The following is a 12922-nucleotide window of genomic DNA, read 5'->3' as shown; positions in this document are numbered from 1 at the left end:
GGCCGCTGAAAAGCGGCCTTTGCTTGGGTTGGAACGCCCGACCGAAGCCAGGCATTCCAGGAAGTTCGATCAGCGCTTGCTGAACTGCTTCCGGCGACGTGCACCGTGCAGACCGACCTTCTTACGTTCGACTTCACGCGCATCACGCGTCACGAAGCCGGCGCGGCTCAGTTCGGGCTTCAGGGCTGCGTCATAGTCGATCAGCGCGCGGGTGATACCCAGGCGCACTGCACCGGCCTGGCCGGATTCGCCACCACCGTGCACGTTGACCTTGATGTCGAAGGCCTCGCCATTGTTCGTCAGCATCAGTGCCTGACGAGCAATCATGATCGAGGTCTGACGGCCAAAGTACTGCTCGATCGAGCGACCGTTGACGATGATTTGACCCGTGCCCTTCTTGATGAAGACGCGAGCCACCGACGACTTGCGACGGCCGGTACCGTAGTTCCAGTTTCCGATCATCACCGCTCCTTAGATTTCCAGCACTTGAGGCTGCTGGGCGGTGTGCGGATGCGTGTCGCCCGCATACACCTTCAGCTTCTTGATCATCGCGTAGCCCAGAGGACCCTTGGGCAGCATGCCCTTGACAGCCTTTTCCAGGGCGCGGCCCGGGAACTTGGCTTGCATGTCCTTGAACTTCGTGGCGCGGATGCCGCCCGGATAGCCGGTATGACGGTAGTACACCTTGTCATTGGCCTTGTTGCCGGTCACGCGCAGCTTGTCTGCGTTGATGATGACGATGAAATCGCCGGTATCCACGTGAGGCGTGTAGATGGCCTTGTGCTTGCCGCGCAAACGGAGTGCCACTTCGCTGGCAACACGTCCGAGCACCTTGTCGGTGGCGTCAATCACAAACCACTCGTGCTTCACTTCGGCCGGCTTGGCGCTGAAGGTCTTCATGAGAGTCTTTCAAAATCAGGCAAATCAGCAGACAAGCAGCTCGAAAAACGAGCTGAATCCGCACGCTGGGCCAATGCCCCACTTCTGTTCGGTGCCGCTTATGAGTTTGCGACCTCTCACGAAAGTGCCCCACGGCTGCCATGAAACCGGGGAAAGCCCGCGAGTCTAGCAGAAGATGGGCAAAAACCAAATGCTCGGGGCCGCGGCTGGCGCCATGTCGCGGCCTTGCCGGTCGGCCGACCGGGGATTCGTCACAGAACGTGCATGGTGGACGCGTCTGGTCGCAGAATCCTGTGAGCAAGCCGCCCCCTTTGGCTACGATCCGCGAAAGCCCCCAGCCGCCCATGACTGCCGCCCCACCCTCTCCCGAGCCATCCGAACCCCGCGCCTTCTCCGGCCTGCGGGCCGTCTGGCGTCGCTGGGCGGACTGGGTGCCCATCCGTGCCCTGGGCAAGCGTCACCGCAAACGGATCGCGCAGCACCTGCTGTCCCTGACCGAACGCGACCGCTATCTCCGCTTCGGTTATGCGGCGCGGGATGAGCAGATCCAGAAGTATGTCGACACGCTCAACTTCTCTCGCGATGAAGTGCTGGGCATCTTCAACCGCAAGCTGCACCTGATTGCGGTCGCCCACCTCGCCTACGAGCCGTCTCCCCAGATGAAGGGGCGTCCCGCCATGGCGGAATTTGGCGTCTCGGTGCTGGGCAGCGCCCGCGGCCGGGGCTTCGGCGGCCGGTTGTTCGAGCGGGCGGCGCTGCATGCCCGCAATCGGGGCATCGACACCCTCTTCATTCATGCCCTGAGCGAGAACGGCCCCATGCTGGCCATCGCGCGCAAAGCCGGCGCGAAGGTCGAGCGGGACGGCAGCGAATCGGAAGCCTGGCTGCGCCTGCCACCGGACTCCGTCTCCTCCCATGTGGACGAAGCCATCGAACGGCACATGGCGGAGGCCGATTTCCAGCTCAAGCGCCATCTGCGCAACTTCAGCTCGTTCATCGACGGCGTGGCGGAAGTGAAGTCCAAGATCGGCAAGACGTCCGGGAAGTCCGCCAAGCAATAAGCCCTTCCGGCGCCGCCACAGGGACGTTCGAGCGCAAGCGGTCACCCACCCCACTGGTCCCTACCAATTCACTGGCTGGTCCACCCGATCCAGGGGGGCCATCCAGACGCATCTTGTAACGACTTTAGGCTACATTCGCGCCGATCTGGGCACGGTTCAAGCCGTGAGATCCGTCACGACGGGTGCCGTGCCCGCAGATTTTCGAATGATCGGGACATGCTCAATACTTTGCCGTGGGTCGTTGCAGGCGTCGGAGGCGCTGTCGGACTGGGTCTGACGGCCGTCCTGCTGCTGCGTCGTCCGCAGCGGCGCAAAGCCTTGCCCACCGAATGGTCGCTGACGGCACGCCCCGTCTTCAGCGCTGACGAACGCCGCGTGTTCCGGCTGCTGCGAGAAGCGCTGCCGCACCATGTGATCATGGCCAAGCTGCCCCTGGTGCGTTTTTGCCAGCCGACCGAGGCCAAGGAAGTACGTTACTGGTATGACCTGCTGGGCGGCATCAGCGTCAACTTTGCCATCTGCAGTCCCAATGGTCGGGTGCTGGCCGCCGTGGATCTGGACACCCAGCGTGCCGGCAGCGCCCGCAGCCTGCAGATCAAGCAGGAAGTGATGGGAGCCTGCCGCATCCGCTACCTGCGCACCACACCGGACCACATGCCCACCGTGTCCGAGTTGCAGCTGCTGGTGCCCTACAGCAACCAGAGCTCGCGCGGTCCGCAGCCGCGCAGCGCCAGCCGCAGTGCGTCGCTCGCCGCTGCTGCAGCCAGCGTATCGGCGGGCAACGCCGGCGGTACCGGCCAGCGCCGGGTGCCGGGCCGCAACACCTTGTGGAACGATTCGTCGGTATTCAGCGACTCCTTCTTCGCCCCGGACAGTCGCATGGACGGTCTGGGCGGCACGGGGGACGGCCATTCAGTCTCCGGCGAACCGCGCGTGCGGGGCTACCGGCCGCGTGGCAACGTCGGAGGGGATTCGTCCCTGTCCCCCCTGGACTCCCAGTTCAGTGAGGACACCGATCACGACATTGCCGGCGTGGTGGTCGACACGCCGCGGCATCTGCGGCGCTAAGCTAGCAGCTTCTGCCCACCGGACCGACGGCGCGAGAGCGCCGTTTTGCTTTTCTGATGACCTCACCCACGGCCGGTTTCGGCCACCTCACCCCGGAGCGCATGCTCGATGCGCTGGAGCATGCCGGTCTGCGTCCGGACGGCCGCCTGCTGCAGCTGAACTCTTACGAGAACCGCGTGCTCCAGGCCTACCTTGAAGATGGCAGTGCGGTCGTCGCCAAGTTCTATCGCGGCGGCCGTTGGACCGATGCGCAGATCCTGGAGGAGCATCAGTTCGCCCGCGAGCTGGTGGATGCCGAAGTGCCGGTGGTGGCGCCGATGATGCTGGAGGTGGACGGACAAAGCACCACACTGGCCCATATGGACGACGTCCGTTTCGCCGTGTCTCCGCGCCAGGGCGGACGCGCGCCGGAACTGGAAGATCCGGAGGTGCTGCGCTGGATCGGTCGTTTCCTGGCCCGCCTGCATGAGGCCGGCCAGCGGCAGCCGTTTGTTCACCGGGTGTCCTGGAACAGCGCACAGCCGGCGCGAGACGCTCGCGACTGGCTGCGCAACCATGACGTGCTGGCCCCGGATGTCGCGCCGCAGTGGCACGACGCCGCGCAGCGCTGCATCGACGCCATCCAGGCAGCCTTCGACCAGCATCCCACCGTGCGCAGCCTGCGCCTGCACGGGGACTGCCATCCCGGCAACCTGCTGTGGACACCCGACCGCGGCCCGCACTTCGTCGACCTGGACGATGCGATGCAAGGCCCTGCGGTCCAGGACTTGTGGATGATGCTGTCCGGGGAACCGGACGCCGCGCGTCAGCAGCTGGATGCGCTGCTGGACGGTTATGAAAGCGTGCGGGAATTCGACTGGCGCGAGCTGCGGCTGATCGAAGCGCTGCGCACCCAGCGCATGATCCACCACAGCGCCTGGCTGGCCCGCCGCTGGGACGACCCGGCGTTTCCGCTGGCCTTCCCCTGGTTCGGAACGCCCAACTACTGGAGCGATCAGGTGGTCAAGCTGCGTGAGCAGCTGGACGCGATGCAGACGGAGGCCGAAAAGGCCTCCGGCATGCCCCGCTGGGACTGACGGCACGACCGAACAGCGGCCGCCGTTGCAGCGGCCGCTGCGGCGCGTCCCGCGTCAGCCCAGCAGCAGCGCGTTGACGCGCTTCACATAGGCGGACGGATCTTCCAACGAGCCGCCTTCCGCCAGCAACGCCTGGTCGAACAGCACCAGCGCCAGATCCTTGAAGCGATCGCTGTCGCCGTCCTGCTGGCTGATGTCCCCGAGCTTGCGCACCAGCGCATGGTCCGGGTTCACTTCCAGCGTCGGCTGCGACACCGGCGCCGTCTGGCCGGCCTGCTTCAGCATGCGCGCCAGGTGGCCGCTGATGTCGCCCTCTTCCACCACGATGCAGGCCGGTGAATCCACCAGACGGGTGGTCACCCGGACGTCCTTGGCCTTGCCCTCGAGGGCGGACTTGAGCTTCTCCAGCATCGGCTTGAAGGCCTCGGCAGCTTCCTCGGCCTTCTTCTTTTCCTCTTCGTCCTGCAGCTGGCCCAGGTCCACCGAACCCTTGGCCACCGACTGCAGCGACTTGCCTTCGAACTCGTACAGGTGGGAGAGCATCCACTCGTCCACCCGGTCCACCAGCAGCATCACTTCGATGTCCTTCTTGCGGAAGACTTCCAGCTGCGGGCTGTTCTTGGCGGCCGCGAGGCTGTCGGCGGTGATGTAGTAGATGACCTCCTGGCCTTCCTTCATCCGGCTGACGTAGTCCTGGAAGCTCACGCCTTCGTCGGCATGCGTCGAAGCAAAACGCAGCAGCTTGACCAGCCGCTCCTGGTTGGTCGCGTCTTCGCCGACGCCTTCCTTCAGCACCTGGCCGAAGTCCTTCCAGAACCGGGCGTACTTGTCCTTGTCGGACACGTCTTCGCTGTTGGCCAGGGCTTCCAGCATCGAGAGCACCCGCTTGGTCGAACCTTCGCGGATGGCCTTCACATCGCGGCTCTCCTGCAGCAGCTCGCGGCTGACGTTCAGCGGCAGGTCGGCCGAGTCGATCACGCCCTTGACGAAGCGCAGGTACACCGGCATCAACGCTTCGGCATCGTCCATGATGAAGACACGCTTCACATAGAGCTTCACGCCGCCGCGCTTGTCGCGGTTCCACAGGTCGAACGGCGCCTTGGCCGGGATGTAGAGCAGCTGCGTGTATTCGCTACGCCCTTCCACCCGGTTGTGGGTGAAGGCCAGCGGCGCTTCGGTGTCGTAGCTGATCTGCTTGTAGAAGCTGTCGTACTCGTCCTGGGTGATGTCGCTCTTGCTGCGCGTCCACAGGGCGGAGGCTTTGTTTACCGGCTCCCACTCGTCCTTGAGTACCTGCTCGGCCTTGTCCGCATCCCACTCTTCCTTGCGCATCAGAATCGGCAGGGAGATGTGGTCGGAGTACTTGCTGATGACCGACTTCAGGCGCCAGGTCTTCAGGAATTCATCTTCGCCTTCCCGCAGATGCAGGATGACGTTGGTGCCTCGGCCCGGCTTGGTGATGGTTTCGACTTCGAAGTCACCCGTGCCTTCGGACGTCCAGCGCACGCCCTGGTCGGCGGGCAGGCCGGCACGGCGCGACTCGACGGTGATGCGGTCGGCCACGATGAAGCCGGAATAAAAACCGACGCCGAACTGGCCGATGAGGTTGGCGTCCTTCTTCTGGTCGCCTTCCAGCCGCGCCATGAATTCGCGAGTGCCGCTCTTGGCAATGGTGCCCAGATGCGCAATGGCTTCTTCGGCCGACAGACCGATGCCGGTGTCGCTGATGGTCACGGTGCGGGCATCGGCGTCAAACGACACCCGGATTTCCAGCGTCGGCTGGTCCTCGAACAGGGCGGCGTTGTCCAGCGCCTCGAAACGCAGCTTGTCGCAGGCGTCGGAGGCATTGCTGACCAGCTCCCGCAGGAAGATTTCCTTGTTGGAATAGAGCGAATGGGTCACCAGATGCAGGATCTGCTTGACCTCGGCCTGGAACGAATGGGTTTGCTTGTCCATCTCTTTTCGGTATGCCGTTGCAGGATTGTGGATGGCACAGCAGATGAGGCGGGGCCCGGCTTTTTCAAGAGGGCCCCGCGCAAGAGAGGATCAACGGGCCGGCCGGCGCCGCAGGGATGCATCCGGCGATGGCGGTCGCCGGCCGCGCTTACCCCTGGCGCGACGCAGCCACCGCTTGGCTCAGCACCTCCAGCACCTCCAGCGAGTCATCCCAGGCCAGGCAGGCGTCGGTGATGCTCTTGCCGTATTCCAGCTGGGACGGATCGTCCTTGCCGGGGCTGAACTTCTGGGCACCGCCCTGCAGATGGCTCTCCACCATCACGCCGAAGATCTGGCGGCTGCCTTCACGGATCTGGCCGGCGATGTCCCGGGCCACATCCAGCTGCCGCTCATGCTTCTTGCTGCTGTTGGCATGGGAACAGTCCACCATCAGTCGGGTGGGCAGCTGCGCCGCCGCCAGGTCGGCACAGGCGGCCCCGACGCTCTGGGCGTCGTAATTGGGCGTCTTGCCGCCACGCAGGATGACATGGCAGTCCGGATTGCCCCCCGTCTCGACAATTGCCACCTGGCCATTCTTGTGCACCGACAGGAAGTGATGCGGCCGGGCGGCGGCCTGGATGGCATCGGTGGCGATCTTGATGTTGCCGTCGGTGCCGTTCTTGAAGCCGATCGGTGCCGACAGGCCGGAGGCGAGCTCGCGGTGCACCTGGCTTTCGGTGGTGCGGGCGCCGATGGCCCCCCAGGAAATCAGATCGCCGATGTACTGCGGCGAGATCACATCCAGGAACTCCGAGCCCGCCGGTACGCCCAGGCGATTGATGTCCAGCAAGAGTTGGCGCGCAATACGCAGGCCTTCGTCAATGCGGTAGCTTTCATCGAGGTAGGGGTCGTTGATCAGCCCCTTCCAGCCCACCGTCGTGCGCGGCTTCTCGAAGTAGACCCGCATCACGATCTCCAGGGTGTCGGCATACCGGTCACGCTGGGCCACCAGACGGCGGGCGTATTCGAGCGCCGCCGCCGGGTCATGGATGGAGCACGGGCCGATGATCACCAGCAGCCGGTCGTCCTGCCCCTCGATGATGCGCCGGATGCGCTGCCGGGTGCCCACCACCAGCTGTTCCATGGCCGTGCCACGGATGGGGAAGAAGCGGATGAGGTGTTCGGGGGGCGGCAAGGGCGTGATATCCAGAATGCGTTCGTCGTCGGTTTGGCTCGTTTTGTCCTGCGGCGAATACCAGCGCTCCGCCTCCTGAGCGCTTCCGTAAGGGTGTTGGGACTTGGCATTCATGAGTCAGGCTTTCGTGTCTGGATGGAGGGGTGAAGGGGGGAGGAGTCAAGGGACGAAAAAAAACCGCCGGGTGGTGAGACCCGGCGGTTTTTTGAGGATTCTTGGCGCTTGCTTATGCGTTCGCCTCTCCTCCGCCGGGGCGGTGCGAGAACCAAAAGAAAGCAAAATAAAACTTGCCGACGAAACGCATGGACTGATAGTGCCTCGGACCTTCAGGGCCCGTCAAGGCCCCTGCACAGGGCCGGTGTGACTGGCGCACCACGTCCCGCCGGAACGCCTTGAGGCAGGCTTCGGGAGGGAACGGGGCGCGCAATCCGTCAAGCCGTGCCGCCGACCGTGATGCCGTCGATGCGCAGTGTGGGCTGGCCGACGCCGACCGGAACGCTCTGGCCTTCCTTGCCGCAGACACCCACGCCGGTGTCCAGCTTCATGTCGTTGCCGATCATCGAGACACGGTTCATCGCGTCCGGGCCATTGCCGATCAGGGTGGCGCCCTTGACCGGATAGAGCAGCTTGCCCTTTTCCACCCACCAGGCTTCGCTGGCAGAGAACACGAACTTGCCGGATGTGATATCCACCTGGCCGCCGCCAAAGTTGGTGGCGTACAGGCCCTTGTCGATGCTGGCGATGATTTCTTCCGGCGTCTTGTCGCCACCCAGCATGTAGGTGTTGGTCATGCGCGGCATCGGCAGGTGGGCGTAGCTTTCGCGGCGGCCATTGCCGGTGGGCGCCACCTTCATCAGGCGCGCATTCATCGCATCCTGGATGTAGCCCTTGAGGATGCCGTCCTCGATCAGCACATTGCGCTGGGAGGCGCAGCCTTCGTCGTCCACATTGAGGGAACCTCGGCGGTCGGGCAGCGTGCCGTCGTCCAGCACGGTGACCCCCTTGGCGGCCACCCGCTGGCCGATGCGCCCTGCGAAGGTGCTGGAACCCTTGCGGTTGAAGTCGCCCTCCAGACCGTGACCGACCGCCTCGTGCAGCAGCACGCCGGGCCAGCCCGGGCCCAGCACCACGGTCATCTCGCCGGCCGGCGCCGGACGCGATTCGAGGTTGGTCAACGCGGCAGTGACGGCCTGATCCACATAGGAGGCAATCATCTCGTCGGTGAAATAGGCCAGGCCGAACCGGCCGCCGCCGCCGCCGGAGCCGACTTCACGCCGACCATTGCTTTCAGCGATGACGGTGACGGACAGCCGCACCAGCGGACGCACGTCGGCGGCCAGCGTCCCGTCTGCCCGGGCGATCAGCACCACTTCATGTTCGGCCGCCAGACCAGCCATCACCTGCGCGATGCGCGGGTCTTTGGCGCGGGCCAGACGTTCGGTGCGCTCGAGCAGGGCCACCTTTTCGGTGCTGTCGAGGCTGGCGATGGGATCGGCGTCTCCATACAGCGCGCGGCTGGGGGCCACCACCGGTTCGGACGGCACCTTCACCCGCTTGCTCTGGCCGGCGCTGGCGATGGCGCGCACCGTGCGGGCGGCGTCCAGCAGGGCGGCTTCAGAGATGTCATCGGAATAGGCGAAAGCGGTTTTTTCACCCGCCACGGCGCGCACACCGACGCCCTGGTCAATGGAGAAGCTGCCGCTTTTGACAATGCCCTCTTCCAGGCTCCATCCCTCGGCGCGGGTGGTCTGGAAATAAAGATCGGCGTCATCGACGCGATGCTCGGTGATCAGGCGCAGCGCCTGGGACAGCGAGGCATCGGTCAGGCCGAAAGGTTCCAACAGCTGGGCACGGGCAGTGACCAGACGGGCCAGGGTGGGTTCGCGCGAAATCATGGGCTGATTGTAGGCAGCCAGGGCTTGCAGCGCATCGCCCGTTTTTCGTCCCCCTTATTTACCCATTCCGGGCGTAGGGCGACCTTGTCACCCCTGCGCCTCATCCGCCTCCGACTTCCAGGCCAGCGCCTGCTGATACAGGGCATTGCGCGGCGAACCGCTGAGCTCCGCCGCCAGGCTCACCGCCTGTTTGAGCGGCAGTTCCCGCATCAGCACCCGCAGCTGCCGCTGCGCCTCGGCAGGGAGCTCCCCGCCATCGTCCTGGGGCGGCGCGGCATGCAGCACCAGCACGAACTCACCGCGCTCGCGCTGCGCATCGGCCTGCATCCAGGCCGGCAGTTCGGCGCAGCGGGCGGTGTGGACGGTCTCGAACTGCTTGGTGAGTTCGCGGCAGATGGTGAGCCGTTGGTCCGGGGCCAGTTCGGCCAGCAGGTCCAGCACGTCACGGATGCGGTGCGGTGCTTCGAACAGCACCACGCTGTGCGGCTGACTGATCAGGGCGGCGGCGGCCGTGCGCCGCTCGGCGGCCTTGGTTGGCAGGAAACCGGCGAAGCGAAAGCCCTGGGCCTGGGTGTCCCCGGCGACGCTCACGGCCGTCACCGTGCTGCTGGCGCCCGGCAGCGGCAGCACGCGGATGCCGGCGCTGCGGGCCGCGGCCACCAGCACGGCGCCGGGGTCCGACACGGCGGGCGTGCCGGCATCACTCACGTAGGCGATGCGTTCCCCGTTCCGGAGGCGGTCGATCAGCCCTTGCGCGGCGGACTGCTCGTTGTGCTGATGCAGGGCCACCAGCGGTTTGTGCAGGCCCAGCCAGCGCAGCAGCTGGGCACTCACCCGGGTGTCTTCGCAGGCCACGGCGTCAACGAGGGACAGCAGATGGATGGCGCGGAGGGTGATGTCGGAGAGGTTGCCGATGGGCGTGGCGACCAGATAGAGCGTCCCGGCCGGATATTGCTGCTGTCCGGCGGCAGCGGCGGCGGCCTCGCTCATCTGGGTGGCCAGGGATGCCGAAGGAGATGACGGGATGTTCAAGAAGCTCTCCACAAAGGCGCTGGGGGACGACGCCGAAGCGCGTGCGCTGGAATTTCTGTTGGGCCGCGGTCTGCGGCTGGTCATGCGCAATTATCGAGTGGCGCGCGGGCCGACGGGACGCGGCGGCGAGATCGATCTGATCATGCGTGCTGTGGACGGCACCTTGGTCTTCGTCGAAGTCCGCAACCGCACCCGTGCGGCACATGGCGGTGCAGCAGCCAGCGTGACCCGCACCAAGCAGCGTCGGCTCATCTATGCCGCCAGTCACTACCTCTGCGACCTGCCCACGCCCCCGCCCTGCCGATTCGATGTCGTTGCCATCGACGGCGACCACATCGAGTGGTTACCTGCGGCCTTCGACGCGCAAGGTTGGTGAGCCGGGGGCCCCGTTATCATGACGCGATGTTGGAACAACGCATACAACAACAATTCTTCGAAAGCGCGGACCTGCTCTATCAGGTCGCCGAGAACCTCGCGCGCCCGCTCGCCGTGGCCGCGCAGATGATGGTCGATGCCCTCACCGCCGGCGGCCGCGTCTGGTGCGCGGGCCTGGGCATCTCCGCGGCAGACGCGTCCTACGCCGCTGCGCTGCTCGCCGGCCGCTTCGAACAGGAGCGCCCCGGGCTGGCCGTCATGGCGCTGGACGCTCAGGCGCAGGGCTATCCCGATCCGGCCTCCGCCCTGATGCGGCAGATCCAGACGCTGGGCCACCCCGGCGACCTTCTGCTGCTCTTCGAATGCCAGGGCAGCGGCGCCGCCGGCGCCCTGCTCCAGGTGGCGCATGCGCAGGAGATGAGTGTCATCGCACTCAGCGGCACCCAGGACGACGATTGGAAGTCGACGCTTCTGGATACAGACGTGCAGCTGCGCGTGCCTCACAGTCGCTTCGCGCGCGTGGCGGAGGCACACCGCTTGCTCTCGCATTGCCTGGCCGATGCCATTGATGTGCAGCTGCTCGGCGCTGCCGAATGACGGCGCACGCCGCCGCTTCGATCGAACTTTTTCCCCCTGTGCTCATCCCCGAGGACCTTGCATGATCACCCCTACCCGAGCCCTGATTCTGGCTGGCGCCGTCGCTGCCAGCCTGCTGCAGACTGCCTGCGTGCCCCTGGTGCTGGCCGGCGCCGCAGGCAGCGCGCTGGTCGTGACCGACCGCCGCACCTCCGGCACCCAGCTGGAAGACCAGGGCATCGAACTCAAGACGTCCAACCGCATCCGCGAGCAGCTGGGTGATCGCGTGCACATCAATGTCAACAGCTACAACCGCATGGTGCTGCTGACCGGCGAGACCCGCAATGACGAGGATCGCGCCGCGGTCGAAGCCATCGCCCGCAGCGTGGAAAACGTGGGCACGGTGCTCAATGAAGTGGGCGTGGGCATGCTCAGCTCGCTGTCGAGCCGGGCCAATGACGTGGCCATCAACACCAAGGTGAAGGCCAGCCTGGTGGATGCCAAGGACCTCGTCTCCAACGCTTTCTACCTGGTGGTGGAGCGCGGCAACGTCTACATCATGGGCCGCGTCACCGAACGCGAAGCCAGCCGCGCGACTGACATTGCCCGGGGCGTCAATGGTGTGAAGAAGGTGGTCCGTGCGATGGAAATCATCAGCGAAGCGGAACTGGCCAACATCCGCCCGTCGGCACCGAAGCAGTAACGCGCATCGGCGATGGCATCCCCCAGCGGCGGCCCCCGGGCCGCCGCTGTTGTTGGTGCCTGTCCCTATGGCCGCTGCTGCGCCTGCTGATTCGGATGTGGCGCGCTTGCGCGGCGGACCAGCGCTGCGGGTCGCGTGGCCCGTGCGTGTTACTTCAAACGCTTGATCAGGCTGGACGTGTCCATCCGGCCGCCGCCCATCTGCTGCACGTCCGCATAGAACTGATCCACCAGGGCGGTCAGCGGCAGGCGGGCGCCATTGCGGCGCGCCTCGTCCAGCACCAGTCCCAGGTCCTTGCGCATCCAGTCCACGGCAAAGCCGAAATCGAATTTGTCGGTCACCATGGTCTTGCCACGGTTGTCCATCTGCCAGCTTTGCGCAGCGCCCTTGCCGATGACCTCCAGCACCAGCTCCATCGGCAGGCCGCTGCGCTGACCAAAGGCGATGGCTTCCGACAGGCCCTGCACGATGCCGGCAATGCAGATCTGGTTGACCATCTTGGCCAGTTGACCGGCGCCGGCTTCGCCGACTCGCGTCACCGCCTTGCCCATGTGAAGCGCCAGCGGCTGGATGGCGTCAAAGGGCGCAGCATCTCCGCCGCACATGATGGTCAGGGCACCGTTGACCGCACCGGCCTGTCCACCGGACACCGGCGCATCCACGAAATGAAGGCCGCGCGACTTCGCCTCGGCATGCAGCGCTCGCGCCACTTCGGCGGACGCGGTGGTGTGGTCCACAAAGATGGCGCCGGCTTTCATGCCGGCAAAGGCGCCGTCCTCGCCCAGCACCACCGAGCGCAGGTCCGCGTCATTGCCCACGCAGGCAAACACCACATCCGCGTTCTGCGCCGCTTCGCGCGGCGTGGGGGCACTGGCACCGCCGAATTCAGCGACCCAGGCCTGGGCCTTGGCCGGCGAACGGTTGTAGACCGTCACCTGCAGCCCCGCCTGGGCCAGATGGCCGGCCATGGGAAAGCCCATGACGCCAAGACCGAGGAAGGCGACGCGTTGGGAAGGCGTGGGGGTGTAGCTGCGCTGGCCGATGCTGCTCATGGGAGGGGTCCGTCCTGAAGGAAAGAAGGGAGCCTCCATTGTGACGTGCCGTCA

Annotated in this window: 13 protein-coding genes; 6 read left to right on the top strand and 7 right to left on the bottom strand. The window is 65.6% G+C overall.

The features are described 5' to 3' along the window. Positions 1-69: 69 nt before the first annotated feature. Positions 70-462, bottom strand: coding sequence for a 30S ribosomal protein S9 (rpsI, locus tag FHS28_RS15265; RefSeq protein WP_058933898.1), 393 nt, complete (start codon positions 460-462; stop codon positions 70-72). 9 nt (positions 463-471) lie between these two features. Next, on the bottom strand, positions 472-900 hold the full coding sequence (gene rplM, locus FHS28_RS15260) for a 50S ribosomal protein L13 (protein WP_058933897.1): 429 nt from the start codon (positions 898-900) through the stop codon (positions 472-474). Between the two features lie 344 nt (positions 901-1244). On the opposite strand from rplM, the gene FHS28_RS15255 reads away from it, so the two are divergent. The 3 genes from FHS28_RS15255 to FHS28_RS15245 all read left to right on the top strand — a co-directional run bounded on the left by FHS28_RS15255 (position 1245) and on the right by FHS28_RS15245 (position 4105). Next, positions 1245-1961, top strand: a complete 717-nt coding sequence (locus FHS28_RS15255; RefSeq protein ID WP_088451968.1) for a GNAT family N-acetyltransferase — start codon at positions 1245-1247, stop codon at positions 1959-1961. 216 nt (positions 1962-2177) lie between these two features. Continuing rightward, positions 2178-3029 (top strand): DUF2726 domain-containing protein, encoded by an 852-nt coding sequence (locus FHS28_RS15250; protein ID WP_088451966.1) that lies wholly within the window; start codon positions 2178-2180, stop codon positions 3027-3029. Positions 3030-3085: 56 nt separating this feature from the next. Further along, entirely contained in the window at positions 3086-4105 is a 1020-nt protein-coding gene (locus tag FHS28_RS15245; protein ID WP_088451964.1) for a serine/threonine protein kinase, read from the top strand. 54 nt (positions 4106-4159) lie between these two features. Here FHS28_RS15245 and htpG read toward each other — a convergent pair whose 3' ends face one another. The 4 genes from htpG to rsmI all read right to left on the bottom strand — a co-directional run bounded on the left by htpG (position 4160) and on the right by rsmI (position 10162). After that, positions 4160-6061: a molecular chaperone HtpG gene (htpG, locus tag FHS28_RS15240; RefSeq protein WP_088451962.1), complete on the bottom strand. Its 1902-nt coding sequence runs from the start codon at positions 6059-6061 to the stop codon at positions 4160-4162. Positions 6062-6209: 148 nt separating this feature from the next. Then, on the bottom strand, positions 6210-7349 hold the full coding sequence (locus FHS28_RS15235; RefSeq protein ID WP_088451960.1) for a 3-deoxy-7-phosphoheptulonate synthase: 1140 nt from the start codon (positions 7347-7349) through the stop codon (positions 6210-6212). 317 nt (positions 7350-7666) lie between these two features. After that, a complete protein-coding gene (gene tldD / locus FHS28_RS15230; protein WP_088451958.1) occupies positions 7667-9130 on the bottom strand; it encodes a metalloprotease TldD in 1464 nt (487 codons plus the stop codon). A gap of 87 nt (positions 9131-9217) precedes the next feature. Then, positions 9218-10162: a 16S rRNA (cytidine(1402)-2'-O)-methyltransferase gene (gene rsmI, locus FHS28_RS15225; protein WP_375140758.1), complete on the bottom strand. Its 945-nt coding sequence runs from the start codon at positions 10160-10162 to the stop codon at positions 9218-9220. Here rsmI and FHS28_RS15220 point away from each other — a divergent pair. From FHS28_RS15220 to FHS28_RS15210, 3 genes are all read left to right on the top strand, one after another. After that, the gene (locus FHS28_RS15220; RefSeq protein WP_088451954.1) at positions 10155-10538 is read left to right on the top strand and encodes a YraN family protein; all 384 of its coding nucleotides are present in this window, start codon (positions 10155-10157) and stop codon (positions 10536-10538) included. The genes rsmI and FHS28_RS15220 overlap by 8 nt on opposite strands. A gap of 26 nt (positions 10539-10564) precedes the next feature. Beyond that, a complete protein-coding gene (locus tag FHS28_RS15215) occupies positions 10565-11134 on the top strand; it encodes an SIS domain-containing protein (protein WP_088451952.1) in 570 nt (189 codons plus the stop codon). A 61-nt stretch (positions 11135-11195) separates the two neighbouring features. Beyond that, positions 11196-11816 carry a BON domain-containing protein gene (locus FHS28_RS15210; protein ID WP_088451950.1) on the top strand — a complete coding sequence of 207 codons (621 nt, stop codon included), beginning with the start codon at positions 11196-11198 and terminating at the stop codon, positions 11814-11816. Positions 11817-11965: 149 nt separating this feature from the next. On the opposite strand, the gene FHS28_RS15205 is transcribed toward FHS28_RS15210, so the two are convergent. After that, positions 11966-12868 (bottom strand): NAD(P)-dependent oxidoreductase, encoded by a 903-nt coding sequence (locus FHS28_RS15205; protein WP_088451948.1) that lies wholly within the window; start codon positions 12866-12868, stop codon positions 11966-11968. Between the last annotated feature and the right edge of the window lie 54 nt (positions 12869-12922).

This window comes from Roseateles terrae (genome assembly GCF_014192155.1).
Classification (GTDB): domain Bacteria; phylum Pseudomonadota; class Gammaproteobacteria; order Burkholderiales; family Burkholderiaceae_C; genus Roseateles; species Roseateles terrae.
Note: the sequence above shows the minus strand (reverse complement) of the source record. Positions and strands in the feature narration are given on the sequence as shown.